This window comes from Enterobacter adelaidei (genome assembly GCF_041937165.1).
Classification (GTDB): Bacteria; Pseudomonadota; Gammaproteobacteria; order Enterobacterales; family Enterobacteriaceae; genus Enterobacter; species Enterobacter adelaidei.
The window spans coordinates 1,259,057-1,284,182 of the sequence record NZ_CP154353.1 but is presented as its reverse complement, the minus strand read 5'-3'; the positions used below and the strand labels follow the sequence as shown (position 1 = coordinate 1,284,182).

General features: G+C 54.2%; 22 protein-coding genes. 7 read left to right on the top strand and 15 right to left on the bottom strand.

Annotated features, from left to right (window positions below; translation table 11 throughout):
• Positions 1 to 334 precede the first annotated feature (334 nt).
• The 4 genes from AAHF05_RS06205 to AAHF05_RS06190 are packed head-to-tail and all read left to right on the top strand — an operon-like array spanning position 335 to position 5,188.
• On the top strand, positions 335 to 1,591 hold the full coding sequence (locus AAHF05_RS06205) for an MFS transporter (protein ID WP_206737101.1): 1,257 nt from the start codon (positions 335 to 337) through the stop codon (positions 1,589 to 1,591).
• A 30-nt stretch (positions 1,592 to 1,621) separates the two neighbouring features.
• Positions 1,622 to 2,854 (top strand): alginate lyase family protein, encoded by a 1,233-nt coding sequence (locus AAHF05_RS06200; protein WP_129323553.1) that lies wholly within the window; start codon positions 1,622 to 1,624, stop codon positions 2,852 to 2,854.
• A 28-nt stretch (positions 2,855 to 2,882) separates the two neighbouring features.
• On the top strand, positions 2,883 to 4,817 hold the full coding sequence (locus tag AAHF05_RS06195) for a heparinase II/III family protein (RefSeq protein ID WP_129323554.1): 1,935 nt from the start codon (positions 2,883 to 2,885) through the stop codon (positions 4,815 to 4,817).
• A gap of 47 nt (positions 4,818 to 4,864) precedes the next feature.
• Complete coding sequence (locus AAHF05_RS06190; protein ID WP_129323555.1) at positions 4,865 to 5,188, top strand: cupin domain-containing protein; 324 nt, start codon at positions 4,865 to 4,867, stop codon at positions 5,186 to 5,188.
• 84 nt (positions 5,189 to 5,272) lie between these two features.
• Here the strand turns inward: AAHF05_RS06190 and sucD are convergent, their stop codons facing one another.
• The 8 genes from sucD to sdhC form a co-directional block, all read right to left on the bottom strand.
• On the bottom strand, positions 5,273 to 6,142 hold the full coding sequence (sucD, locus tag AAHF05_RS06185) for a succinate--CoA ligase subunit alpha (protein WP_108090584.1): 870 nt from the start codon (positions 6,140 to 6,142) through the stop codon (positions 5,273 to 5,275).
• On the bottom strand, positions 6,142 to 7,308 hold the full coding sequence (sucC, locus tag AAHF05_RS06180; RefSeq protein WP_006809579.1) for an ADP-forming succinate--CoA ligase subunit beta: 1,167 nt from the start codon (positions 7,306 to 7,308) through the stop codon (positions 6,142 to 6,144). The genes sucD and sucC overlap by 1 nt, the downstream gene beginning before the upstream one ends.
• Positions 7,309 to 7,390: 82 nt before the next feature.
• Positions 7,391 to 8,611 carry a 2-oxoglutarate dehydrogenase complex dihydrolipoyllysine-residue succinyltransferase gene (odhB, locus tag AAHF05_RS06175; RefSeq protein WP_028019435.1) on the bottom strand — a complete coding sequence of 407 codons (1,221 nt, stop codon included), beginning with the start codon at positions 8,609 to 8,611 and terminating at the stop codon, positions 7,391 to 7,393.
• 14 nt (positions 8,612 to 8,625) lie between these two features.
• Entirely contained in the window at positions 8,626 to 11,433 is a 2,808-nt protein-coding gene (gene sucA / locus AAHF05_RS06170) for a 2-oxoglutarate dehydrogenase E1 component (protein WP_129323556.1), read from the bottom strand.
• Between the two features lie 233 nt (positions 11,434 to 11,666).
• Positions 11,667 to 12,383, bottom strand: a complete 717-nt coding sequence (gene sdhB / locus AAHF05_RS06165; RefSeq protein ID WP_008501090.1) for a succinate dehydrogenase iron-sulfur subunit SdhB — start codon at positions 12,381 to 12,383, stop codon at positions 11,667 to 11,669.
• A gap of 15 nt (positions 12,384 to 12,398) precedes the next feature.
• Positions 12,399 to 14,165, bottom strand: a complete 1,767-nt coding sequence (gene sdhA, locus AAHF05_RS06160) for a succinate dehydrogenase flavoprotein subunit (protein ID WP_028019437.1) — start codon at positions 14,163 to 14,165, stop codon at positions 12,399 to 12,401.
• Positions 14,165 to 14,512 (bottom strand): succinate dehydrogenase membrane anchor subunit, encoded by a 348-nt coding sequence (sdhD, locus tag AAHF05_RS06155; RefSeq protein WP_008501088.1) that lies wholly within the window; start codon positions 14,510 to 14,512, stop codon positions 14,165 to 14,167. Before sdhD ends, sdhA begins: the two co-directional genes overlap by 1 nt.
• Complete coding sequence (sdhC, locus tag AAHF05_RS06150) at positions 14,506 to 14,910, bottom strand: succinate dehydrogenase cytochrome b556 subunit (RefSeq protein ID WP_020684965.1); 405 nt, start codon at positions 14,908 to 14,910, stop codon at positions 14,506 to 14,508. Before sdhC ends, sdhD begins: the two co-directional genes overlap by 7 nt.
• A 639-nt stretch (positions 14,911 to 15,549) precedes the next feature.
• On the opposite strand from sdhC, the gene AAHF05_RS06145 reads away from it, so the two are divergent.
• Positions 15,550 to 16,833: a citrate synthase gene (locus tag AAHF05_RS06145; protein WP_028019438.1), complete on the top strand. Its 1,284-nt coding sequence runs from the start codon at positions 15,550 to 15,552 to the stop codon at positions 16,831 to 16,833.
• Positions 16,834 to 16,931: 98 nt separating this feature from the next.
• Here AAHF05_RS06145 and nei read toward each other — a convergent pair whose 3' ends face one another.
• The 7 genes from nei to AAHF05_RS06110 form a co-directional block, all read right to left on the bottom strand.
• On the bottom strand, positions 16,932 to 17,723 hold the full coding sequence (gene nei / locus AAHF05_RS06140) for an endonuclease VIII (RefSeq protein ID WP_028019439.1): 792 nt from the start codon (positions 17,721 to 17,723) through the stop codon (positions 16,932 to 16,934).
• Positions 17,724 to 17,741: 18 nt separating this feature from the next.
• Positions 17,742 to 18,482, bottom strand: coding sequence for a 5-oxoprolinase subunit PxpA (pxpA, locus tag AAHF05_RS06135; RefSeq protein WP_129323557.1), 741 nt, complete (start codon positions 18,480 to 18,482; stop codon positions 17,742 to 17,744).
• Positions 18,469 to 19,401 carry a 5-oxoprolinase subunit PxpC gene (pxpC, locus tag AAHF05_RS06130; protein ID WP_129323558.1) on the bottom strand — a complete coding sequence of 311 codons (933 nt, stop codon included), beginning with the start codon at positions 19,399 to 19,401 and terminating at the stop codon, positions 18,469 to 18,471. Before pxpC ends, pxpA begins: the two co-directional genes overlap by 14 nt.
• Positions 19,395 to 20,051 carry a 5-oxoprolinase subunit PxpB gene (gene pxpB, locus AAHF05_RS06125; RefSeq protein WP_374936445.1) on the bottom strand — a complete coding sequence of 219 codons (657 nt, stop codon included), beginning with the start codon at positions 20,049 to 20,051 and terminating at the stop codon, positions 19,395 to 19,397. The genes pxpC and pxpB overlap by 7 nt, the downstream gene beginning before the upstream one ends.
• Before the next feature lie 14 nt (positions 20,052 to 20,065).
• Complete coding sequence (locus AAHF05_RS06120; RefSeq protein ID WP_028019443.1) at positions 20,066 to 20,809, bottom strand: type 2 GTP cyclohydrolase I; 744 nt, start codon at positions 20,807 to 20,809, stop codon at positions 20,066 to 20,068.
• A 10-nt stretch (positions 20,810 to 20,819) separates the two neighbouring features.
• Positions 20,820 to 22,232 carry a deoxyribodipyrimidine photo-lyase gene (phrB, locus tag AAHF05_RS06115; RefSeq protein WP_129323559.1) on the bottom strand — a complete coding sequence of 471 codons (1,413 nt, stop codon included), beginning with the start codon at positions 22,230 to 22,232 and terminating at the stop codon, positions 20,820 to 20,822.
• Between the two features lie 604 nt (positions 22,233 to 22,836).
• On the bottom strand, positions 22,837 to 23,043 hold the full coding sequence (locus AAHF05_RS06110) for a YbfA family protein (protein WP_028019445.1): 207 nt from the start codon (positions 23,041 to 23,043) through the stop codon (positions 22,837 to 22,839).
• A gap of 309 nt (positions 23,044 to 23,352) precedes the next feature.
• On the opposite strand from AAHF05_RS06110, the gene kdpF reads away from it, so the two are divergent.
• On the top strand, positions 23,353 to 23,442 hold the full coding sequence (gene kdpF, locus AAHF05_RS06105; RefSeq protein ID WP_014069365.1) for a K(+)-transporting ATPase subunit F: 90 nt from the start codon (positions 23,353 to 23,355) through the stop codon (positions 23,440 to 23,442).
• Complete coding sequence (kdpA, locus tag AAHF05_RS06100; RefSeq protein ID WP_129323560.1) at positions 23,442 to 25,121, top strand: potassium-transporting ATPase subunit KdpA; 1,680 nt, start codon at positions 23,442 to 23,444, stop codon at positions 25,119 to 25,121. The genes kdpF and kdpA overlap by 1 nt, the downstream gene beginning before the upstream one ends.
• The last annotated feature ends 5 nt before the right edge of the window (positions 25,122 to 25,126 follow it).

The following is a 25,126-nucleotide window of genomic DNA, read 5'->3' as shown; positions in this document are numbered from 1 at the left end:
GAATCATATTTATCTACAAATTAAAATCACGAACATTGCTTCACAAACAAGATCGTGATCATAAAAATTATCAAAACACAGTTTTAATAACTGAAAGTGTAAAATAAATACCTCCCATGAATTATTCACCAAATAAATTTAAGTTTTATCGACTTATAAAACAGTTAACAAAAACAAACAGAACCCTCTTCCAATCACCCAAACCAAACAAAATGAAATATTGTTTCAAAACTGAGATCAAGATCATGAACACCTCCATCACCAGCCCATAAAATGAAATGAAACATTGTTTTATTTTAACCAAAGCTAATTATCAACGGACAAGGTGAATGTTGTGAAGATCAAAAAAATGCGCTGGTACATTATCTCACTCGTCATGTTAGGTACGATTATCAACTACTTAGCCAGGAGCACGCTCGGCGTCGCAGCACCAGAAATGATGAAAACGCTGAATCTCTCCAGCGAGCAATACTCATGGATTGTGTCGGTCTTTCCATTCACCTATGCCATCGGCGGGATCGCCTGCGGTTTTGTGATCGATAAATTCGGCTTGCGAGTCAGTTTTGCTGTACTGGCCGCGCTGTGGTCTTTGTGCAACATGCTGACGGCATTATTTAGCACATGGTTCCCCATTGCCGCATTGCGCGGGGGCCTGGGCCTGACCGAAGCCGCCTTCAACCCTGCGGGTATGAAAGTCACCGCCGAGTGGTTTCCGGCAAAGGAGCGCGGCTTAGCCTGCGGCGTTTACAGCCTCGGTACCTCCGTCGGTGCCATGCTGGCCCCGCCACTGGTTGTCTGGGCGATTGTTAACTACAACTGGGAAATGTCTTTTGTTGTCACCGGCGCCATCGGCGTTGTTTGGGCCATTCTGTGGGCGGTGTTTTATCGCTCCCCGGAGTCGCATCCTGCGCTGCTGAAGGAAGAGCACGAAGAGGTCATGGCCGATCAAATAGAAGTGGTTAAAGAGAAAGCCTCCCTGATGTCCATGATCAAGGATAAAAGCTTGTGGGCCATCTCCTTACCGCGTTTTATGGCCGATCCGGCATGGGGGACGCTGCACTACTGGATGCCGCTCTACCTGGTGACGGTGCGCCACATGAACATGAAAGAAATCGCCATGTTTGCCTGGCTCCCCTTCCTGACCGCTGACCTGGGTTGTCTGGCTGCGGGTTACATTTCGAAGTTTCTGAATAACCGCGGCGTGCATATTGTTAACGCCAAACGCATCACTTTTACGTTTGCCGCCCTGCTGATGCTGTCGATGGCTGGCGTTGGTTTCGTCAGTAATGTCTATGTGGCCATTGCGCTGTTCTGTATTGCCGGGTTCGCCCATCAGTGTCTGTCCGTTACGGTGATCAGCATGTCATCCGACCTGTTCCCAAGACAAAAAGTCGCCACCGCGACCGGTTTCGCCGCCTTCACCGGCAGCATGGGGAACTTCCTGTTCAGTATTTTCCTTGGCGCGATGGTCGCTGTTGTGGGTTACGACATCTTCTTTATCGGTCTGGGCGTTTTCGATTTGATTGGCGCCCTGTTCCTGTGGATGCTGATTAAGCTCCCTTCTGAAAAAGTCACACCGGTAATCGCCTGAATGACGGGTATAAATGTAAGGAATATACCGATGAATTATCGCAACATTGCGTTTATCAGCGCGCTGTTCTCAACCTCCGCGTTAGCAGCGAGTGGGAATACACTGCCTCAGGGCTCGAATGACGACTGCCTGACGTACGATTGCAGGCAGATGCTTGAGATAAAAGAAAGTATTCAGCGCGGAGATCAAACCTACGCTCCCGCCTGGAAAAATCTGCTGCAGAAAGCAGACCAGGCGCTGGAACATAAACCCTGGAGTGTGACCGATAAAAAATTGTTACCGGCGTCCGGGAATAAGCATGACTACTATAGTTTTGGTCCCTACTGGTGGCCAAACCCGGATACCAAAGACCATCTTCCCTGGATTCGTAAAGACGGCCAGATAAACCCGTCATCTAAGACAGACGATACGGACAGCAAACGCCTGGTGCAGTTCTCTGACGACGTCCGAGCGCTCTCACTGGCCGCATTTTATAGCGCAGACGCCCGCTATGCGCAAAAAGCAGAAATCATGCTGGACACCTGGTTTCTGAACAAGCAAACCCGAATAAATCCTGACCTCAGTTACGCCCAGGCAATTCCGGGCATAGTGAATGGCCGGGGGATTGGCATTATTGATACGCGCGTGTTGATCGACGTCGCTGACAGCATCATCCTGCTGCAACATGCGGGCTTCCTCTCGGATAAAGCGGTTCAGGGTTACAAAAGCTGGTATTCGGACTATGCCACATGGCTGTTATCCAGCGCTAACGGCCAGGAAGAGGGAAACTGGTATAACAATCACGGCGCCTGGTATGACGCGCAGGTTACCGCCTTTTCGTTGTTCTCCGGTGACGTCAAACAGGCTCGTCGGCAAATCGATATTTTCAAAAATCGCCACCTTGCTGCTCAGGTGAACGTCAAAGGCGAACTACCGGCCGAGCTTGAACGAACTCGCTCCTTCCATTACACCAATTTTGCTCTGGCAGCCTACGCCAGAATGGGGCGCTACGGTGAAATAACCGGTGATGATGTCTGGAATTATGTACTGGATGGGCGAACCATGAAAAAAGCCTTTTCCTTCGTCAGCCAGCAAACCGGCAAAGACGCCAGCGACTGGCCGTATCAGGAAATAAAATACAACCCTGAAGAGGCTACTGGTCCGTTACTCGCCGCAGCGAGAGTCTGGAAAGACAATGACTTCAGCAAAAATGCCGCGCTATTGACGCAGGCAAATGACACCGATATCAACATCCTGACCCCGGGCTCTGTATTGGTGAAGTAAGCGCCACGTCAACGCATACAGGAAGATAATGAAACAGTTTACAGAAGCACAGATTGCCGCTGCAAAAGCCCGGGTAACGCCGGAGATCCTTCGCCGCCTGGAGGAAAACAACCGCGACGTCCTTAACCACGACACGCTGGTTCCGCAAACGGGCTGCGCCACCTGGAACCACTATTTTTACTGCCCGGAACACAGCGTGCGGCTGTTCTGGGACCGGAAATCGCCCAATAAGCACCGTTGCCCGGTTGATGGAGCCGTCTTTACCGGTGAACCTTACTATGGTGCCTGGTGGCGCTGGCTTAACGGGCTCAATGCTAAAGCGTGCTATGAGCTGGGCATCCTCTGGCTGCTAACGGACGATAATAAATACCTCAATAAAATTACCGATATCCTGATGCAGTACGCAAAATACTACCCTGACTACGAAGAACACGGCGGTATTCCTTATAACGGTCCCGGTAAAGCCAACGCGCAGACGCTGTGTGAAGCCAACTGTCATGCCGATTTTGCCCGTGGATTCGATATCGTCAGCGCCGCGCTGACGACAGAACAGTATGAGTATATTTCCCGACGACTGCTGCGCAGCGGAGCCGATTTTCTGATGCAGCACCGTAGCAATCAAATCCACAACCACGAGGTGAAGATCAGCGCGACCATCGGCATTATCGGCGCGATTCTCGACGACGATCGCTATCTGACGTTTGCCGTTAACAGCCCTTACGGCCTGCGGTATCAGCTGGAACATGCCCTGCTGCCCGGCGGCTTATGGTTCGAAGGTTCGCTGCATTACCACTATTACGCGCTTGAGGCGTTCATGGGCTTTGAGAAATTCGCCCAACATGGTCCGTTCAGCCTGCTGGATAAGCCCTGGTATACGAACATGCTGGCGCTGCCATTGACGCTGCTGATGCCGAATATGACCCTGCCTAAAGTGAACGACTGCGTGAACGGCCAGGAGAGACTCGGCCACGCCGATATCTATGAATTTGCGTTCAACTATTATGGCAACCCGCAATATGGCGAGCTGTTAGCCTGGCTATACACCGCTGGACCGCGCGACAACATTGATGCCCTTTTCTATGGGCAACCGCTGCCGGCGCAGGCGTTAAGCGCCCCGGAGGGTAATGAGCATAATCCTGACGCCGGATTTACGATAATCCGCAACGCGCCAGGCCGCGCCGTATGCATTAAACATGGCCCCTATGGCGGCGAGCACGATCACTACGACAGACTCAACCTTATCGTCTTCAATAACTACAGCGCGCTGTTCCCCGATCTGGGCACAACCGGCTATGGCGCACCGCTGCACTATGGCTACTACAAAAATACGTTTTCGCACAATACGCTGTGCGTCAACGGACTTAACCAGCCCCCTGCACTACCCAGGGTTCTCGATTACCAGCAGCAGGAGGGAGAATCGCGGCTGATCGCCGAAGTGGACTGGTGCAGCGCCGCTGTGTTACCCGACAGCAAAACTCACGTGGAGTGGGATGATGAGTCCTACCGGGATATCGTTTTTCGCCGTAGCATCGTCGTGACGGAAAACCTGCTGATTGATAAATGGGACGTCGATAATCCTCACTACCAGTGCGTCGATGCGGTTTACCACATCAACGCCTCAACAACACCGACGGCGCCACAGAATGGCGTCCGGATCTGCTACCCCTACGTTAAGCAGGCAACTGAACAGCCGCTGAAGGGTAAAATGGAGGTTCACTACCAGGCCGACGCCCCGGTTTCTGTCACCTGCTTTTCGACCAACAATACGGCGTTAATCAAAGCTCAGGGACCGAATAACCCTTCGACATCGATGATCGACTACCTGCTATTACGCAGCCGAGATAAGCGCATTTCCTTCGTGTTTGTCACAGATTTCACGGGCACCGGGAAAGTCGATATCGTGAAGAGCGACGATACAATAACCGTGATTGACATGACGTTAAACCGCACATACCGCCTCTGACAGCTCGGTCAGAAGTCACTCATTCACTATACAACTGAGGTAATACGATGTTTGTTTTTCACAATCAGACCCAGCTGGAAGAGGCTGGGAATGGCGTAACCCGCCGGATCCTCGCCCATGCCGGCAATATGATGGCGGTTGAAGTACATTTCGCGCAGGGTGCCATCGGCCCCATGCACAGCCATCCCCACGAGCAGTTGACGTATGTTCTCTCCGGTGAGTTTGAATTTACCATTGGCGACGAAACGCATATCGTCAGAGCAGGCGATACGCTGTACAAACAACCCAATGTTATGCACGGCTGCGTATGCCACAAGGCGGGAAACCTGCTGGATACCTTTACGCCGATACGTAAGGATTTTCTGCAATAAAAAAAGGCCGCTTTACAGCGGCCAACCATGTCGAAACGGACATTTTTTTATTTCAACGCTCTCCTTGCAGAGAGCAGAGAGGATTTACTTAATGATGGATTTCAGTGCTTCGCCGATATCCGCCAGGCTGCGAACGGTTTTCACTCCTGCGGCTTCCAGCGCTGCGAATTTCTCATCAGCCGTACCTTTACCACCCGCGATAATCGCACCTGCGTGACCCATACGCTTACCTTTCGGCGCAGTCACACCCGCGATGTAACCGACAACTGGCTTGGTCACGTGTTCTTTGATGTAAGCAGCCGCTTCTTCTTCAGCGCTACCACCGATCTCACCGATCATCACGATCGCTTCGGTCTGTGGATCTTCCTGGAACAGCTTCAGGATGTCGATGAAGTTAGAACCCGGGATCGGGTCACCGCCAATGCCCACACAGGTGGACTGGCCGAAGCCGTAATCGGTGGTCTGTTTGACCGCTTCATAGGTCAGCGTACCGGAGCGGGAAACGATGCCCACTTTGCCCGGCTTGTGAATGTGGCCTGGCATGATACCGATTTTGCATTCGCCTGGAGTGATAACGCCTGGGCAGTTCGGGCCGATCATACGCACGCCAGCTTCATCCAGCTTAACCTTCACGGTCAGCATATCCAGCGTCGGGATGCCTTCAGTGATGGTGATGATCAGTTTAATACCTGCATCGATCGCTTCCAGGATGGAATCTTTGCAGAACGGTGCCGGAACGTAGATCACGGTCGCGGTTGCGCCCGTCGCTTCTACAGCTTCACGCACGGTGTTAAACACCGGCAGACCCAGGTGCGTACTACCGCCTTTACCTGGCGTTACGCCGCCAACCATCTGCGTACCGTAGGCAATCGCCTGTTCGGAGTGGAAAGTCCCCTGGCTACCGGTGAAGCCCTGGCAGATAACCTTGGTATCTTTATTAATTAAAACGGACATTATTTCCCCTCCACTGCGGCAACAACCTGCTGAGCTGCATCCGTCAGACTTTTCGCTGCAATAATATTCAGGCCGCTGTCAGCCAGTTTTTTCGCGCCGAGTTCAGCGTTGTTACCTTCCAGACGTACAACCACCGGAACGTTAACACCCACTTCTTCCACTGCACCGATGATACCGTCGGCGATCAGGTCACAACGCACGATACCGCCGAAGATGTTAACCAGAACGGCCTTCACGTTGTCGTCAGACAGGATGATTTTGAACGCTTCGGTTACGCGCTCTTTGGTTGCGCCACCGCCTACGTCGAGGAAGTTTGCTGGCTCACCGCCGTGCAGCTTAACGATGTCCATGGTACCCATTGCCAGGCCCGCACCGTTAACCATGCAGCCGATGTTGCCATCCAGCGCCACGTAGTTCAGTTCCCACTGTGCAGCCTGCGCTTCACGCGGGTCTTCCTGAGACTGGTCACGCATTTCGCGCAGATCCGGCTGGCGGAACAGTGCGTTGCCGTCAGCGCCCAGTTTACCGTCGAGGCAGATCAGATCGCCCTGAGTGGTGATCACCAGCGGGTTGATCTCGATCAGCGCCAGGTCGCGCTCCAGGAAGATGGTCGCCAGACCCATGAAGATCTTGGTGAACTGTTGAACCAGTTTACCTTCCAGACCCAGTTTGAACGCCAGCTCACGACCCTGGTAAGGCATTGGGCCTGCCAGCGGATCGATAGCCACTTTGTGGATCAGATGAGGGGTTTCTTCTGCCACTTTTTCGATTTCCACGCCGCCTTCGGTAGACGCCATGAACACCACGCGACGGGAACTACGGTCAACAACCGCACCCAAGTACAGTTCTTTCGCGATGTCGGTCGCGGCTTCTACCAGGATCTGGTTAACCGGCTGGCCGTTCGCATCTGTCTGGTAGGTCACCAGACGCTTGCCGAGCCAATGTTCAGCAAACGCACGAATCTCTTCTTTGCTCTTAACAACCTTCACACCGCCCGCTTTACCACGGCCACCAGCGTGAACCTGACACTTAACTACCCAAGGGCCGGAACCGATTTTAGATGCGGCTTCTTCTGCTTCACGCGGGGTAGTACAGGCATAACCCACCGGAGCCGGTAAGCCATACCGGGCAAACAGCTGTTTGGCCTGATATTCATGTAAGTTCATGTGTTCTATCCATCCTTCAGGTAATCGTTAGGTCGTGCTTTTATAGGCCCGGCAGCTATATGCCGCCGGGCAAGACTGCAAACTAGACGTCGAGCAGCAGACGCGTTGGATCTTCCAGCAGCTCTTTAATCGCCACCAGGAAGCCCACGGACTCGCGGCCATCGATCAGACGGTGATCGTAAGACAGTGCCAGGTACATCATCGGCAGGATCTCAACTTTACCGTCTACCGCCATAGGACGATCTTTAATGGCATGCATACCCAGGATCGCGCTCTGAGGCGGGTTAATGATTGGGGTAGACATCAGCGAACCGAATACGCCGCCGTTGGTAATGGTGAAGTTACCGCCGGTCAGGTCATCTACGGTCAGCTTGCCGTCGCGGCCTTTCACAGCCAGCTCTTTAATATTTTTCTCGATATCAGCCATACCCAGGGTATCCACGTCACGCAGTACTGGGGTCACCAGGCCACGCGGAGTAGATACCGCCATGCTGACGTCGAAGTAGTTGTGGTAAACCACGTCATCACCGTCGATGGACGCGTTCACTTCCGGGTAGCGTTTCAGCGCTTCAACTACCGCTTTCACGTAGAAGGACATAAAGCCCAGACGGATACCGTGACGTTTTTCAAACGCGTCACCGTACTGCTTACGCAGGTCCATGATTGGCTTCATGTTCACTTCGTTGAAGGTGGTCAGCATCGCGGTGGAGTTTTTCGCTTCCAGCAGACGCTCAGCCACACGCTTACGCAGGCGAGTCATTGGCACACGTTTTTCGCTACGGGCACCCAGAGCAGGCTGTGCTGCTGGTGCCGCCGCAGGGGCTTTTGCTTCTGCTTTCGCAGGCGCTTTCGCCAGGTGCTTCTCGATATCTTCACGGGTCAGACGACCACCCACACCGGTGCCTTTAATAGCAGCCGCATCCAGGTTGTGCTCAGCCAGCAGGCGACGAATCGCCGGGCTGAGCGCATCGTTGGTCTGCTCTTCCAGAGAAGCCTGCTGGCGTTGAGCCGGCGTAGAGGCTTTCTCTTCAGATTTCGCGCTGGACTCTTTGCCCGCGCTGTTGCCTTCGCGCAGGCGACCCAGGATCTGACGAGAGGTTACGGTTGTGCCTTCATCTTCCAGCACAGCATCCAGAACACCATCCGCCGAAGCCGGTACTTCCAGTACCACTTTGTCAGTTTCGATTTCTACCAGCACTTCATCGCGCTTAACGGCATCGCCTGGTTTTTTGTGCCAGGTAGCGACGGTCGCATCTGCTACAGATTCAGGCAGGTCGGGAACAAGAATATCTACGCTACTCATTATGTATCCTTTAATTAATCGACGTTCAGCGCGTCATTGACCAGATCTTGTTGCTGCTTCTGGTGAACGGACATATACCCTACCGCCGGTGAGGCGGAGGCCGGGCGACCTGCATAACGCAGGGCTGACCCAAATGGAATCACTTCACGGAAATGATGCTGGCTGCAGTACCATGCGCCCTGGTTGAGCGGCTCTTCCTGGCACCAGACAAAATCATGTACGTGAGCGTAAGGTTTCAGCGCTTCCTGCACCGCCTGGTGCGGGAACGGATAAAGCTGTTCGATACGCACGATGGCGACATCTTTCTGATCGTTCTTACGGCGCTGTTCCAGCAGGTCGTAATAAACCTTACCAGAACACATCACCACACGCTTCACAGCCTGCGGATCCAGTTCATCAATCTCACCGATGGCTGGCAGGAAGGTTCCATTCGCCAGTTCATCCAGGCTGGACACGGCCAGCGGATGACGCAGCAGGGATTTCGGCGACATGACTACCAGTGGACGGCGCATACCGCGCAGCGCCTGACGACGCAGCATGTGGTACACCTGAGCCGGGGTGGACGGCACGCAGACCTGCATATTCTGCTCGGCGCAGAGCTGCAGATAACGTTCCAGACGCGCGGAGGAGTGCTCCGGACCCTGGCCTTCATAGCCGTGCGGCAGGAGCATCACCAGGCCACACATACGGCCCCATTTCTGCTCGCCTGAAGAGATGAACTGGTCGATCACAACCTGCGCACCGTTGGCGAAGTCACCGAACTGCGCTTCCCAGATAGTCAGGGTGCGAGGTTCTGCGGTGGCGTAACCGTATTCGAATGCCAGGACCGCTTCTTCAGACAGCACGGAGTCCCAGACCTTGAACTGGCCCTGACCGTTGTGCACGTGCTGCAGCGGAGTGTAGGTTGAACCGTTGGACTGGTTGTGAACAACCGCGTGACGGTGGAAGAAGGTGCCACGGCCCGCATCTTCACCGGACAGACGAACAGGAATACCTTCGTCAACCAGCGTTGCGTAAGCCAGGGTTTCCGCGCCGCCCCAGTCAAACAGCTTCTCGCCTGCCGCCATGGACTGACGGTCAGCGTAGATTTTCTGCACGCGAGACTGCATCTCAATGGCGTCAGGCACAGTGCTGATGCGTTTAGCCAGCTCCTGCAGACGCTTCATTTCGACCTTGTTCGGGTAGCTCTCATCCCACTCGTGGTTGAGGTACGGCGACCAGGTAAAGGAGTGCATGTTCATTGGGCGCAGCTCTTTCACCACGCATTCACCCGCATCCAGCGCGTCGCGGTAGAGGTTGACCATTTCGGTCGCATCTTCCAGCGTCGACACTTTGTCGCTCTCCAGCTTGTCAGCATAGATTTTGCGCGGGGTCGGGTGTTTTTTGATTTTCTGGTACATCAGCGGCTGGGTTGCACTTGGCTCATCCGCTTCGTTGTGGCCATGACGACGGTAGCAGAACAGGTCAATGAACACATCGCGCTTGAAGGTGTTACGGAAGTCCAGCGCCAGACGGGTAACAAAAGCAACGGCTTCCGGGTCATCCGCGTTAACGTGGAAGATCGGCGCCTGTACCATTTTACCGATGTCGGTGCAGTACGGGGTAGAACGCGCGTCCAGCGGGTTAGAGGTGGTGAAGCCCACCTGGTTGTTGATCACGATGCGAACGGTACCGCCCACTTCGTAACCCCGCGCTTTGGACATGTTCAGGGTTTCCTGAACCACGCCCTGCCCTGTTACGGCTGCATCGCCGTGGATGGTGATTGGCAGTACTTTATTGCTGCTAGGTTCGTCAAGACGATCCAGACGCGCGCGCACGGAACCGATAACCACCGGGCTAACGATTTCCAGGTGCGACGGGTTAAACGCCAGCGCCAGGTGAACCAGACCACCTTCGGTTTCGATATCAGACGAGAAGCCCATGTGGTACTTCACGTCGCCGGTGCCGAGGTGTTCTTTATGTTTGCCCGCGAATTCGTCGAACAGATCCTGCGGTTTTTTACCCAGCACGTTGACCAGTACGTTCAGACGACCACGGTGCGCCATGCCCAGCACCACTTCACGGGTACCGCTCTTGCCGGCGTGACGAATCAGCTCTTTCAGCATCGGCACCAGCGCATCACCGCCTTCCAGCGAGAAGCGTTTTGCGCCCGGGAATTTCGCGCCCAGATAGCGCTCAAGACCCTCGGCAGCGGTCAGTTCGTTCAGGAAGCGTTTTTTCTCGTCAGCCGAGAAGGTCGCGTGGCCCGCTACGGATTCGATGCGCTGCTGGATCCAGCGTTTCTCTTCGGTAGAGGTAATGTGCATGTATTCCGCGCCGATGGAGCCGCAGTAGGTTTGCTTGAGCGCGTCAATCAGATCGCCCAGCTTCATCGTGTCTTTGCCGATGGCAAAGGAACCTACGTTAAAGCTTTCCTGGAAATCGGCCTCGGTCAGATCGTGATACGCCGGATCGAGATCCGCCACACGGTCTTGCTGCCACAGTCCCAGCGGGTCGAGATTCGCATGCTGGTGACCACGGAAGCGATAAGCGTTGATAAGCTGCAGGACTTTAACCTGCTTCGCATTGGTGTCAGGGTCGGAAATCGCAGAAGAGTAACGTGAGGCATCCTTCGCCAGACGACGGAAATAATCACGTGTTTTGGAATGGAATTGATCCGGTTTGACTCCCGTGCCAGGCAACTGCTGGAACATGGAACGCCAGTTTGCGTCCACTGAGTCAGGATCGGTTAAGAAGTCTTCATAGAGCTGTTCTATCCAGCTCTGGTTGGCACCAGAGAGGTAAGAAGAGTCCAGCCAGGCTTTCATTGCGCCGTTCTGCATCGTGATCCCTTAAGCATTTTTATGCTTACTTTCGCCGTAGAAACTACCACGCACACCACGTGTACGTGCCGGGGTTCACCTGCGAGCTCTTTTCATTTGGCCCGCGAAGGAACCTTTAGAAACTGTCTGGACTTCAGGGTAGTACAGGGCAGTTTTTAAAGGTTTCTGCAATCTGTTCCCTCTCCCTGCGGGAGAGGGTCAGGATGAGGGGAACAGCGCTCCCCTCTCACTACTTACGCACTGCGCTGCAACAACATCGACTTAATATGGCCGATGGCGCGCGTCGGGTTCAGCCCCTTCGGACACACACTGACGCAGTTCATGATGCTATGGCAGCGGAATACGCTGAAAGCGTCACTCAGTCCTTCCAGACGGCTATCGGTTTCGGTGTCGCGGCTATCGATCAGGAAGCGATAGGCAGCCAGCAGACCCGCCGGGCCGATAAACTTGTCCGGGTTCCACCAGAACGACGGGCAGGACGTCGAACAACATGCACAGAGAATACACTCGTACAGCCCATCGAGTTTTTCACGCTGCTCAGGAGACTGTAAGTGCTCGCGAGCGGGCGGATTTTGCCCATTATTCAACAAGTAAGGCTTAATCTTCTCATATTGTGCATAGAATTGCCCCATGTCCACCACCAAATCACGCACGACCGGCAGGCCAGGCAGAGGACGGATAACAATTTTCTGACCTGGACGCTGCAACGCGGAAATTGGCGTGATGCAGGCCAGGCCATTTTTGCCGTTCATGTTCACGCCGTCAGAGCCACACACCCCTTCACGGCAGGAACGACGAAACGACAGCGTCGGATCTTTTTCTTTCAGCTGGATTAAGGCATCCAGCAGCATCATGTCACGACCTTCTTCCGCTTCCAGGGTGTAATCCTGCATACGCGGAGCATCATCAACATCCGGGTTATAACGATAAACTGAGAATTCGAGTTTCATTATCCTGTCTCCGCATTAGTAAGTACGAATCTTCGGCGGGAACGCCGGACGCAGTTTCGGTTCCATGTTCACCTGACGGCGCGTCATGGTTTCCGATTCTGGCAGATACAGGGAATGGCACAGCCAGTTTTCATCGTCACGCTCCGGGAAGTCGAAGCGGCTATGCGCGCCACGGCTTTCGGTACGGAAGTTTGCCGACATCGCGGTGGCAAATGCAGTTTCCATCAGGTTATCCAACTCCAGGCACTCAACGCGCTGGGTGTTGAACTCGCTGGAAGTGTCGTCCAGACGGGCGTTTTTCAGACGCTCGCGGATCGCTTTCAGCTGCTCAAGCCCTTTCGCCATCGCGTCACCTTCACGGAATACCGAGAAGTTGTGCTGCATACATTCCTGAAGCGCTTTACGGATTTCCACCGGATCTTCGCCGTTACGGTTGCCGTTCCAGCGGTTGAGGCGCTCAAGAGAGGCATCAATTTCGTCGTCGGTCGCGTCACGCAGGTCGCCCTGCTCGGCAATGGATTCCTGCAGATGCAGACCCACCGCACGACCAAACACCACCAGGTCCAGCAGGGAGTTGCCGCCCAGACGGTTGGCACCGTGTACGGATACGCAGGCGATTTCGCCTACCGCGAACAGGCCAGGGATGACCACGTCTTCGCCCTGCTCGTTCACGGTCAGCGCCTGACCGGTCACTTTGGTCGGAATACCGCCCATCATATAGTGGCAGGTTGGGATTACCGGAATTGGCTCTTTTACAGGGTCAACGTGAGCGAAGGTACGGGACAGTTCCAGGATGCCTGGCAGACGGGACTCCAGTACTTCTTTACCCAGATGGTCGAGTTTCAGCTTGGCGTGTGGACCCCATGGGCCGTCACAGCCGCGGCCTTCACGGATTTCGATCATGATGGAGCGCGCCACCACGTCACGACCCGCCAGGTCTTTCGCATTCGGGGCATAACGCTCCATGAAGCGCTCGCCGTGTTTGTTCAGCAGATAACCACCTTCACCGCGGCAGCCTTCTGTTACCAGAACGCCCGCACCGGCGATACCGGTTGGGTGGAACTGCCACATCTCCATATCCTGCACCGGCACGCCCGCGCGGATAGCCATACCGACGCCGTCACCGGTGTTGATGTGGGCGTTAGTGGTGGACTGATAGATACGGCCTGCACCGCCGGTTGCCAGCACGGTTGCACGTGCTTTGAAGTAGACCACTTCACCGGTTTCGATGCACAGCGCGGTACAACCCACAATTGCACCATCGGCGTTTTTCACCAGATCCAGCGCGTACCACTCGGAGAAGATGGTGGTGTGGTTTTTCAGATTCTGCTGGTACAGGGTGTGCAGCAGCGCGTGACCGGTACGGTCAGCCGCCGCCGCAGTACGTGCCGCCTGCTCGCCGCCGAAGTTTTTCGACTGGCCGCCAAACGGACGCTGATAGATGGTGCCATTTTCCAGACGGGAGAACGGCAGACCCATATGGTCCAGCTCCAGAATCGCTTCCGGGCCAGTCTTACACATATATTCTATGGCATCCTGGTCGCCGATGTAGTCGGAACCTTTTACCGTGTCGTACATGTGCCATTCCCAGTTATCTTCATGGGAGTTACCCAGCGCAACGGTGATACCGCCCTGCGCAGACACAGTGTGGGAACGGGTTGGGAATACTTTTGAGAGCAGCGCACAGGTCTGGCCGCTCTGGGAAATTTGCAGTGCGGCACGCATACCTGCGCCACCCGCACCAATCACGACAGCATCAAATTCTCTGACTGGCAGTTTCATTACACACCCCACACCACAACGAATCCATAAATAACGTAAACCACCAGAGCAACGACGATTGCCAGCTGCAGAGGAAGGCGAATAGCCAGTGGTTTAACGTAATCGGTCAACACCTGCCACATGCCAATCCAGGCATGAATAAGGATGGAGAACAGCGCCAGCAGGGTGAACACTTTGGTGAAGGCAGATCCGAAGAACCCACTCCAGATTTCCCACGTCAGCGTGCCGCTGGTCGCGAAGAAACCGATCATATAGATAATGTAAAGGGTGAGAACGATAGCGGTAGCACGGACCAGAATGAAGTCATGTACGCCGTTGCGTCCTAATGCGGAGGCGTTGCTTACCATACGAGAACTCCTGCGAGAAGTGAAAGCACGACTGTAATCACAAATGAAATGTTAGCGGAGCGTTTCCCGGCTTCGAAGGTTTCTTCCAGGTAGCCAAAGTCCATCAGCATATGGCGAACACCCACCACAACGTGGTACGCCAGCGCGGTCAGAATGCCCCACATGATAAATTTCACGAAGAAGCTGTTCATGATGGCAGAGGCCTGGAGGAATCCTTCAGGAGAAGAGAGGCTGGTACCCAGTAACCACAGCAGAATACCGACCGCCACAAACGTAATCACACCAGAAACGCGGTGCAAAATGGACGCTATTGCTGTTACAGGGAACCGGATCGTTTTGAGATCCAGATTGACAGGTCTTTGTTTTTTCACATTTCTTATCATGAATAACGCCCACATGCTGTTCTTATTGTTTCCTTCCTCCGGACTGCGATGCGGGTCAAGCAGCGTTCCTTTTCTATAACTGCGCGTCATGCAAAACATTGCTTCCAGATGCTTAAACGACACGTTACAACGCTGGGTGGCTCGGGATTGCAGGGTGTTCCGGAGACCTGGCGGCAGTATAGGCCGTTCACAAAATCATTACAATTAACCTACATACAGTTTGTCGGGTTTTCTCTGGAACAGTGATCAGGGTCACGATAACAACATCTTTTTAAATTTTAATCATCTGATTTGACAAATGTTAAACAATATTGTTACAAACGTCAGCAGAAAAGGCATATAATGCGCAAAAGTTATGAGGTCTCTCTTTCACCTGACAAATAGTTATGTAACAGTGTGATGGTATTGACCGAAGTTATCAGGACAGTTATTAGTGATATACAGGTTTGAATAATTCGGACTGCAAAAACGCTGATTTGCTGTTGTTTCACTGATATTTCATTCGTTTACCTGCAAGGCGCCATAGCTCTGTACCCTGGTTTGTCCTCGTGAGCTGAGCGGTAAGCCAAATAACAATCTGGTAACGGTGATTAACAGCTGAAAGCAAATCCGGTAAAGCGCAGTCTTAAGCATAAGGCGCTAAGGAGACCGTAAATGGCTGATACGAAGGCAACGCTCACCCTAAATGGTGACACTGCTATTGAACTGGATGTGCTAAAAGGCACGCTCGGTCAGGATGTTATTGATATCCGTACGCTGGGTTCTAAAGGAGTTTTCACCTTTGACCCTGGATTCACCTCTACCGCATCTTGCGAATCCAAAATCACCTACATTGACGGTGATGAAGGTATCCTGCTCCATCGCGGCTTCCCCATCGATCAATTAGCCACTGAATCCAACTACCTGGAAGTGTGCTACATCCTGCTGAACGGCGAAAAACCGACGCAGGCACAATACGATGAATTCAAAACCACCGTGACCCGTCACACCATGATCCATGAACAGATTACTCGTCTGTTCCATGCTTTCCGTCGTGACTCTCACCCGATGGCGGTGATGTGCGGGATTACCGGTGCGCTGGCGGCGTTCTACCACGACTCCCTTGACGTGAATAACCCACGCCACCGTGATATCGCGGCGTTCCGTCTGCTGTCCAAAATGCCAACCATGGCAGCGATGTGCTACAAATACTCCATCGGTCAGCCGTTTGTGTATCCACGTAATGACCTCTCCTACGCCGGCAACTTCCTGCGCATGATGTTCTCCACGCCGTGCGAAGAGTACGAAGTGAACCCGGTTCTGGAACGCGCGATGGACCGTATTCTGATCCTGCACGCTGACCACGAACAGAACGCCTCTACCTCCACCGTACGTACCGCAGGCTCTTCAGGCGCGAACCCGTTCGCCTGTATCGCTGCGGGCATTGCCTCCCTGTGGGGACCGGCGCACGGCGGCGCGAACGAAGCAGCACTGAAGATGCTGGAAGAAATCAGCTCTGTTGAACACATTCCTGAGTTCGTGCGTCGCGCGAAAGACAAGAATGATTCCTTCCGCCTGATGGGCTTTGGTCACCGTGTTTACAAAAACTACGACCCACGCGCCACCGTGATGCGTGAGACCTGCCACGAAGTGCTGAAAGAGCTGGGCACCAAAGATGATCTGCTGGAAGTGGCGATGGAGCTGGAACACATCGCGCTGAACGACCCGTACTTCATCGAGAAGAAACTCTACCCGAACGTCGATTTCTACTCTGGCATTATTTTGAAAGCGATGGGCATTCCGTCTTCCATGTTCACCGTAATCTTCGCTATGGCACGTACCGTAGGCTGGATTGCGCACTGGAACGAAATGCACAGCGAAGGCATGAAAATCGCCCGTCCTCGTCAGCTGTATACCGGCTACGAGCAGCGTGATTTTAAGTCTGATCTGAAGCGCTAAAAGACGCTGGGTGTGGCCTGATGCCCTCACCTCGGCCCTCTCCCTGTGGAGAGGGTGAAAACCTTAAAAACGGTAACCCCTGGGTTACCGTTTTACTTTTATTTCTGGCAGTGCGGGCACCAGTAAAAAGGTCTTGAAGAAAGCATCATCCTGTCGATAATCCCGCCGCACCGCTCGCACTTTTTCCCCGCCCGGTGAAACACCTTGAACCGGAACAACGCCCCGTGATGCTTATTGTCATCCACCACGCCGCGCGTGTTGTACGACAGCCGCGGGATGTCCAGCAGCGCGTGGGACAGCGCCTCCAGCCGTTCATCGCTCAGCTGAGAGGCTTTATGCTGCGGCGCCAGCCCGACTTCCCAGAGGATTTCCACCCGCAGGTAGTTGCCAAGCCCGGCCAGAAACGCCTGGTCAAGGAACAGGCCGGAAAACTGCCGGTTGCGGAATTTGGGCGATAACAGTCGGGCCTTCACATCGCTCGCCGTCAGACGCATATCCAGTACGTCCGGTCCTACTCGCAGTAGAAACGGGTGTGCGAGCAGTTGCTCCGGCGTTAACATTTCGATATCAGAGGCGCTATAGAGCAGGATCGCCTTATCGGCAGTTTGCAACCTGACGCGCAGCACGCGGGTAGTCTGCGGCTGTTCACCCGCCTCCACCACTCGCCAGACGCCGTAAAGCTGGTTATGGCTATATAACGTCAGGTTATGGGAAAAATGCGTGAGCAACGCTTTGCCGCGCGTTTCAATATGGGTTACCGTCTGCCCCACCAGCTGTGATTCAAACGGTTTCAGTTGAGGAAAAGCAAACCAGACCTCCGTCAGGGGTTTGCCCTTTATCGCCGCCTCGAGGCTATCCGCCGCGCGGCGGATCTCCGGGCCTTCTGGCATTTTTCTGTCCTTTCATGATTAGTCTGCGCTGACAAGGATGCCCTCCTCAGAGAACGCTGCCCGCAAGCGGCGCGCGAACTGGAGCGCATGCTCGCCATCACCATGTAAACATACCGTATCAGCCTGAACGTGCGCCGATGTGCCATCCACGGCGGTGACCCGCCCGGCGCGCACCATCTCCAGCGTCTGGGCCAACGCTTTACCTTCGTCCGTTATCAGCGCACCGGCTTGCGTACGCGGTACAAGACTGCCGTCGGGTTGATAACCCCGGTCGGCAAAGACCTCCTGCCGCGTGGTTAACCCCAGACGCTCGCCGGCGCGAATAAGCTCGCTGCCTGCCAGACCCACCAGGATCAGCTGTGAATTGCAGTCTCTTACCGCACGGGCAATAGCATCTGCCAGCGCCGGATCTTTTGCCGCCTGGTTATAGAGCATGCCGTGCGGCTTCACGTGGCGCAGCGCGCCCTTCTCGGCGCGAACCATCGCCTCCAGCGCGCCAATCTGGTAGAGCACCTGAGCGTAGACCGTCTCAGGCGGCAGGCTCATCGCGGTGCGACCAAAGTTCTCCCGGTCAGGGAAGCTCGGGTGAGCGCCAATCGCCACGCCATTATTGATGGCTCGACGCACGCTTGCGAGCATGGTTTGCGCATCGCCCGCATGAAAGCCGCAGGCGATATTGACCGAAGAGACCAGTGTCATCAGCTCCGCGTCGGCACTCCCGCCCTCGCCCAGATCGGCGTTTAAATCAATCTTTGCCATCAAGCCTCCACGCCAGTTGTTCCAGATAACGCTGCTGATCCTGACGCGCTTTTAGCGCGTCCTCCAGCGAACATTGCACAAAATGAATCGGCTGCCCGAGAGGGATTTGTGCCAGATGGTAGCGATCGGCTTCAATAATGCAGGCAATTCGCGGGTATCCCCCCGTCGTCTGCGCATCGTTCATCAGTACGATGGGTTGACCGTTACCCGGTACCTGAATGACACCGGGCAATAAACCGTGGGAAAGCAATTCCCGGTCGGTGGTACGGGTCAGCGGTTGCCCCTGAAGACGATAGCCCATGCGGTTACTTTGCGGACTTATTTTCCACGGTGAACGCCAGAAAGACTCCTGAGAAACCTCATCAAACTCCTGATATTCCGGTCCGGGCAACGCGCGGATTTGATTTCCCCACAATAGCTGTTTTACGCCCAGCGTCGTAGAGAAATGGCGGCCTGAAGGTTTAATCGCAAGACGATCTCCGTCGCGCAACAAACGTCCTTCATGCCCACCGATACCCGCTTTCTGATCGGTACTGGAAGACCCCATGACCTCCGGTACATCAATGCCGCCCGCGACCGCAAGATAGCTCCGGACGCCGTGCAGAGGTCGTTTAAGCGTCAAACGCTGCCCGGCTTTCGCCCGCAATCTCCAGCCCGTCCAGACGGCTTTGCCATCCAGCGTGGCGTCACACCCCGCTCCGGTTAAGGCAAACCATGTCTCCTGAGCAAACTCAATGACACATTGACCGAGCGTAATTTCAAGCGCAGCCGTATTGCCGGGGTTGCCCACGAGCACGTTAGCAATCTCCAGTGCAGGCCTGTCCAGCGCACCACAATAGCTGACGCCAGACTGGCGCAAACCAAAGCGGCCTGCATCCTGAACGGAGGTGTAAAGCCCGGCGCGAATAAGCGTTAACATACCCCCTCCTTCTGCGGGATAAAGCGAAGGGTATCGCCTGGACGCAAGAGAACCGGCGATTCCTGCCCGGGTTCAAATAACGGCGTGGACGTGTGTCCAATAAGCTGCCAGCCACCCGGTGATGCCAGTGGATAAATGCCGGTCTGCTCACCGCCAATCGCAACAGTACCTGCTGGCACACTCAGGCGAGGCTCGGCGCGACGCGGCGTATACAGCCTTGAAGAGAGTCCTCCCAGATACGGAAAGCCCGGTTGAAATCCTAAAAACCAGACAACGTAATCAACGGAGGCGTGCAGCTCAACGACCTGCTTTTCCGTTAAGCCGCAGTGTTCAGCCACCACAGAGAGATCGGGCCCCTGCGCACCACCATAAACGACCGGGATCTCAATCGTTCTGGAGTCAGGCTCCAGCGCCTCACTCTCTTCCCACCAGCGCTGCAAACGTTCGATGGCATCGAGGGTCAGCGTGTGCGGATTACGCAGTACCACGGTGATGTTATTCATACCTGGAATGGTTTCCACCACTTCAGGGATCTCGGCCAGACGCTGCGTCAGCCGCCAGATACGCTTTTGTGTGGCTAGCGTGATCGGGGGTTCAAGCTCCAGTACGACTGCGGTTTCCCCCAGAAGATAACAACGCGCTCGCTGCACTTAATCACCTCTCATCAGGCCGGGTTGGGGATATCAATAAAGGTCACATCCAGCTCGGTATTTTCCGTCAGCCATTCACTGAGGGCACGAATGCCACCGCGCTCAGTGGCATGGTGGCCTGCCGCGTAAAAGTGCAGACCCTGCTCACGAGCAGAGTGAACCGTCTGCTCTGAGACTTCGCCGGTGATGAACGCATCGACGCCGAAGCGGGCAGCGCTGTCGATAAAGCCCTGTCCGCCACCGGTACACCAGGCAACACGTTTAACCAGATCCGGTCCGGTATCACCGCACCACAATGGGCGACGCCCCAGACGCGCTTCAATCCAGGAGGCCAGCTCCAGACCCGGAACCGGCATCGCCAGTTCGCCCCACGGCACCAGAGGTTCAATCTCACCCATAACGGTAATTCCCAGAAGCTGTGCGAGCTGGACGTTGTTTCCCAGTTCCGGGTGTGCATCCAGTGGCAGGTGATAGCCGTACAGGTTGATGTCATTTGCCAGCAGCGTTTTCAGGCGGTTGCGCTTCATTCCGCGAATAATCGGCGATTCGTTTTTCCAGAAATAACCGTGATGGACAATCACCGCGTCTGCGTCCTGACGGACAGCCTCGTCCAGCAGCGCCTGGCTTGCCGTCACACCGGTGATAATTTTCTGTACCGTTTCACGTCCTTCAACCTGAAGCCCATTCGGGCCATAATCGCTGAAGGAGGCACTGTTCAGTTTTTCGTTAATCAGGCTTTCCAGTTCGCTATTTTTCATCATGATTCTCTTAAGCTTTACGGGCGGCTTCGTACGCCGCCAGCGTGGCGACGCGCGCCTGTTTATGGTCAACAATCGGACGAGGATAATCCAGCGTGACGCGCTGTTTATCCGCCCAGACCCACGGTTCGTGAATCGCTTTGGCGGGAACATCCTTCAGTTGAGGTACCCAGGCGCGAATAAACGCACCTTCAGCATCAAATTTTTGCCCCTGGGTGGTTGGATTAAAAATCCGGAAATAGGGTGCCGCATCGGTGCCGGTAGAGGCCGCCCACTGCCAGCCACCGTTGTTCGCCGCCAGATCGCCATCGATCAACTGAGAGATAAAATAGCGCTCCCCGATACGCCAGTCGATAAGCAGATCTTTCACCAGGAAGCTGGCGGCGATCATCCGCAGACGGTTGTGCATCCACCCGGTTTCATTCAGTTGGCGCATCGCGGCATCAACAATTGGGTAGCCCGTTTCTCCCTTCTGCCAGGCCTGTAAAAGCGTCTCGCTATGCTGCCATTTTACGTTATCGGTCCAGGGAATGAATGGCCGATGCTTACATAAATCAGGGTGATACGTCATCAAATGGCGATAGAATTCGCGCCAGATAAGTTCGTTAAGCCAGACTGAGCCCGCGCCTCCGTCCAGCGCCTGAGGTTGTTCGGCCAGAAGGCGGTGCAAACACTGGCGCGGAGAAAGGACACCCAGCGCTAAACAGGCCGATAAACGGCTGGTTCCTTCAATAGCGGGAAAATCCCTGCGCGTGTCATATTCGCCCGCGCCCTGTTTGCAAAACTGGCGCAGTTTCGCGATAGCAGATTTCTCGTTTTCGGGGAACAGAAGTGCATTGAATGCCTGCTGGGGATAGTTAAATGTCAGCTCAGGCAGATCCGCTATCACGTCGCCCCGGACTGCAGGAGCGACCACGCACTCCGGCAGTGCCTCTTTAAGACGTTTAATAAAGGCATTTTTAAAGGGCGTAAACACTTTATACATTTCATGACCACCGGTCATGACGCTGCCCGGTGCCAGCATCACGCTGTCATCAAATCCCTGGCACTGAACATCCTTCAGGATTGACTCCAGCTGGCGATCTCGCTGACGTTCGTTCAGTTCGTACTGATAGTTATAAAAAAGATGTGTGACTTCGTTCTGCTGACAGATCTCCTGTACCGTCTGAAGCTGTGCGGCAAAGTCACTCACCTCTCTATAAATCAGGGGAATGCCTTTTTCGGCCAGCGAGTGCTGCAGATCGTTCAGCCAGGCACGGAGCAAGGCCGCCTGGCGGGGAGCCATATCATGCTGCCGCCACTGCCCGGGCGTGGCAATAAACAGAGCCAGTACGTTAGCGTCTTTGGCGCGACAGGCCGCCGCGAGTGCGATGTTGTCATGTGCGCGCAGGTCCGCGCGAAACCAAACCAGATGGGTGGGCATAAAACTCCAGGCAAATATCCATTATGTCCGAAAGGCCATGCCACCAAAGAGAAAATGGTGCAGGCTTTTATGTACTTTGCCATGAAGTGTAGACGCGATGAAATAAAAAAGGCCGCCCGGGGCGGCCTTAACGCTACTTGTCCTGCGCTATCGTGGTTAAAGCAACAAACGCATCCGGTTCATCACTTTTTACAACGAGTACGTTGGCGACAATGAACGCGATGCATATATAGCGTTTCATTATGCGGTCCCTGCAGCTAACCGCTCCACCGTTCACCACCGGTGATAAGTCGGTGGACACAAGCTCTGTGTGGAGCCTGACTCACGGTTGTGGAAATACCTCTCCCGTGACTGGTGCCCATTTGCGAGATGGCGGAAAGGGACACTGCATAGTAATCTCCACACAAACGAAGCGTAATCCATTAAAATGGTTTTTAAGAATATATTTATGATCTAAGCATTTGAATATTAGACTTGCAGAAGTATGCTTGGAAACCTCTGTGTGAGAGCTTGAAAACCACCCAACGGACCGCGAATCCCGAGGGACAAAAAAACCGCCACATTGCTGTTGGCGGTTTTTTTATTGCTGTGTGTAATCTTTGTATCAGTAGAAATCGCAGGTCGCTTTCTCGGCCTGGTCCATCCACACCGGCTTCTCGCTGGTTTTCGCCCAGACGCGGTGCAGATAGCTGTAAAAACGTGCACGATCTTTCCAGAACAGCATCACCGGCAGCGCCAGCACACCAGCCACTACGGCGAAAGTGCGACGCATGAAAACGATATGAGCCGGAAACTCTTTATAAAGATCCATATTTTTCTCCCCTATAGTTGGCCGGAAACGTCATCCGGAAAATTCAAAATCTGTGACCTGGATAAAATAATATCGCTTTGTTTGTAATTTTACTACTCATCCGACCACTTATTTTTGTCCGTTTAGTGAAAATTTACACTCGCGCCGTAATTAAGTTACAAAAAAGTTAACAGTTTACTTATCAATAGTTAAATTGTGGGCTTTGTCATTTTTATACTTTTTTTACACCCGCCCTCCCCATTTTTGCGAAATCTTTGCGCCAGAAATCCTACCGTTAACACAACAACAAAAGTCACCCGGAGGTGGATTGTGAGTGCAGGTCTTATTGCCGGCATCGTGCTGGTGTTCCTGTTATTGGGTTATCTGGTCTATGCCCTGATTAATGCGGAGGCATTCTGATGGCTGCTCAGGCGTTTTTGCTTATTGCCAGCTTCTTAGTGGTATTGTTCGTTCTGGCAAGGCCACTGGGAACAGGACTGGCACGGCTGATCAACAACGTACCTTTGCCGGGCACGGGAAGCGTTGAAAAAGGGATCTGGCGTGTACTGGGAGTACGTGATCAGGAAATGAACTGGCGTCAATATCTGACAGCCATTCTGCTGCTGAATATCGTTGGCCTTATTGCGCTTTTTGCCATGCTGATGTTGCAGGGTATTCTGCCGCTCAATCCGCAGCAGTTACCGGGTCTGTCCTGGCACCTTGCGTTGAACACGGCAGTCAGCTTTGTCACCAACACCAACTGGCAGTCCTATTCCGGTGAAACCACGCTCAGCTACTTCAGCCAGATGGTCGGTTTAACCGTGCAGAACTTCCTCTCGGCCGCCACTGGTATCGCCGTTATCTTCGCGCTGACGCGTGCTTTTGCACGTCAAAAAATCAGTACGCTGGGAAATGCCTGGGTGGATCTGACGCGCATCACGCTGTGGATCCTGCTGCCCATTGCGCTGCTGATCGCGCTGTTCTTTATTCAGCAAGGCACCCTGCAAAACCTGCTGCCTTATGCATCTTATACCTCGCTGGAAGGTGCAAAACAGCTCCTGCCGATGGGTCCGGTGGCATCACAGGAAGCCATCAAGATGCTCGGAACGAACGGTGGCGGCTTCTTTAACGCCAACTCGTCTCATCCGTTTGAAAACCCTACCGCCTTGACCAATTACGTGCAGATGCTGGCGATCTTCCTGATCCCTGCCGCACTCTGCTTTGCCTTTGGCGACGTGGTCAACGATCGCCGTCAGGGACGCACACTGCTGTGGACTATGTCGCTGATCTTCGTGGTCTGCGTTGCGCTGGTCATGTGGGCAGAATGGCAGGGTAATCCGCATTTCCTCTCACTGGGTGCTGATAGCGCAATCAACATGGAAGGTAAAGAGAGCCGCTTTGGCATTCTCGCCAGTAGCCTGTATGCCGTCGTCACCACGGCGGCATCCTGCGGGGCGGTAAATGCTATGCATGACTCCTTTACGGCACTGGGTGGCATGATCCCAATGTGGCTGATGCAGATTGGCGAAGTGGTGTTTGGTGGCGTGGGCTCAGGTCTTTACGGCATGCTGCTGTTTGTGCTGCTGGCGGTGTTTATTGCCGGTCTGATGATTGGCCGCACCCCGGAATACCTCGGTAAAAAAATCGACGTTCGCGAGATGAAATTAACCGCGCTGGCGATTCTGGTCACCCCTGCCCTCGTGCTGCTCGGCACCGCGCTGGCGCTGATGACCGAAGCCGGACGCAGCGGCATCTTTAACCCGGGTATCCATGGCTTCAGTGAAGTGCTGTATGCCGTCTCGTCTGCGGCTAACAACAACGGTAGCGCCTTTGCCGGCTTAAGCGCCAACTCGCCTTTCTGGAACTGCCTGCTGGCGTTCTGCATGTTCTTTGGTCGCTTTGGCGTCATTGTGCCGGTCATGGCCATTGCCGGATCGCTGGTGAGTAAAAAAATTCAACCGACCACCACTGGTACATTACCGACCCACGGCGCGCTGTTTATCGGCCTGTTGACAGGCACCGTGTTGCTGGTCGGCGCCCTGACCTTTATCCCCGCCCTCGCGTTAGGCCCGGTCGCGGAATTCCTCTCTTTACGCTGATTTTG

Excerpts from the sequence above, each read along its gene's own strand:
- AAHF05_RS06200 (WP_129323553.1), top strand. The coding sequence starts at position 1,622 with ATGAATTATCGCAACATTGCGTTTATCAGCGCGCTGTTCTCAACCTCC.
- AAHF05_RS06195 (WP_129323554.1), top strand. The coding sequence starts at position 2,883 with ATGAAACAGTTTACAGAAGCACAGATTGCCGCTGCAAAAGCCCGGGTA.
- AAHF05_RS06190 (WP_129323555.1), top strand. The coding sequence starts at position 4,865 with ATGTTTGTTTTTCACAATCAGACCCAGCTGGAAGAGGCTGGGAATGGC.
- sucD (WP_108090584.1), bottom strand. The coding sequence starts at position 6,142 with ATGTCCGTTTTAATTAATAAAGATACCAAGGTTATCTGCCAGGGCTTC.
- sucC (WP_006809579.1), bottom strand. The coding sequence starts at position 7,308 with ATGAACTTACATGAATATCAGGCCAAACAGCTGTTTGCCCGGTATGGC.
- odhB (WP_028019435.1), bottom strand. The coding sequence starts at position 8,611 with ATGAGTAGCGTAGATATTCTTGTTCCCGACCTGCCTGAATCTGTAGCA.
- sucA (WP_129323556.1), bottom strand. The coding sequence starts at position 11,433 with ATGCAGAACGGCGCAATGAAAGCCTGGCTGGACTCTTCTTACCTCTCT.
- sdhB (WP_008501090.1), bottom strand. The coding sequence starts at position 12,383 with ATGAAACTCGAATTCTCAGTTTATCGTTATAACCCGGATGTTGATGAT.
- sdhA (WP_028019437.1), bottom strand. The coding sequence starts at position 14,165 with ATGAAACTGCCAGTCAGAGAATTTGATGCTGTCGTGATTGGTGCGGGT.
- sdhD (WP_008501088.1), bottom strand. The coding sequence starts at position 14,512 with ATGGTAAGCAACGCCTCCGCATTAGGACGCAACGGCGTACATGACTTC.
- sdhC (WP_020684965.1), bottom strand. The coding sequence starts at position 14,910 with ATGTGGGCGTTATTCATGATAAGAAATGTGAAAAAACAAAGACCTGTC.
- AAHF05_RS06145 (WP_028019438.1), top strand. The coding sequence starts at position 15,550 with ATGGCTGATACGAAGGCAACGCTCACCCTAAATGGTGACACTGCTATT.
- nei (WP_028019439.1), bottom strand. The coding sequence starts at position 17,723 with ATGCCAGAAGGCCCGGAGATCCGCCGCGCGGCGGATAGCCTCGAGGCG.
- pxpA (WP_129323557.1), bottom strand. The coding sequence starts at position 18,482 with ATGGCAAAGATTGATTTAAACGCCGATCTGGGCGAGGGCGGGAGTGCC.
- pxpC (WP_129323558.1), bottom strand. The coding sequence starts at position 19,401 with ATGTTAACGCTTATTCGCGCCGGGCTTTACACCTCCGTTCAGGATGCA.
- AAHF05_RS06120 (WP_028019443.1), bottom strand. The coding sequence starts at position 20,809 with ATGAAAAATAGCGAACTGGAAAGCCTGATTAACGAAAAACTGAACAGT.
- phrB (WP_129323559.1), bottom strand. The coding sequence starts at position 22,232 with ATGCCCACCCATCTGGTTTGGTTTCGCGCGGACCTGCGCGCACATGAC.
- AAHF05_RS06110 (WP_028019445.1), bottom strand. The coding sequence starts at position 23,043 with ATGGATCTTTATAAAGAGTTTCCGGCTCATATCGTTTTCATGCGTCGC.
- kdpA (WP_129323560.1), top strand. The coding sequence starts at position 23,442 with ATGGCTGCTCAGGCGTTTTTGCTTATTGCCAGCTTCTTAGTGGTATTG.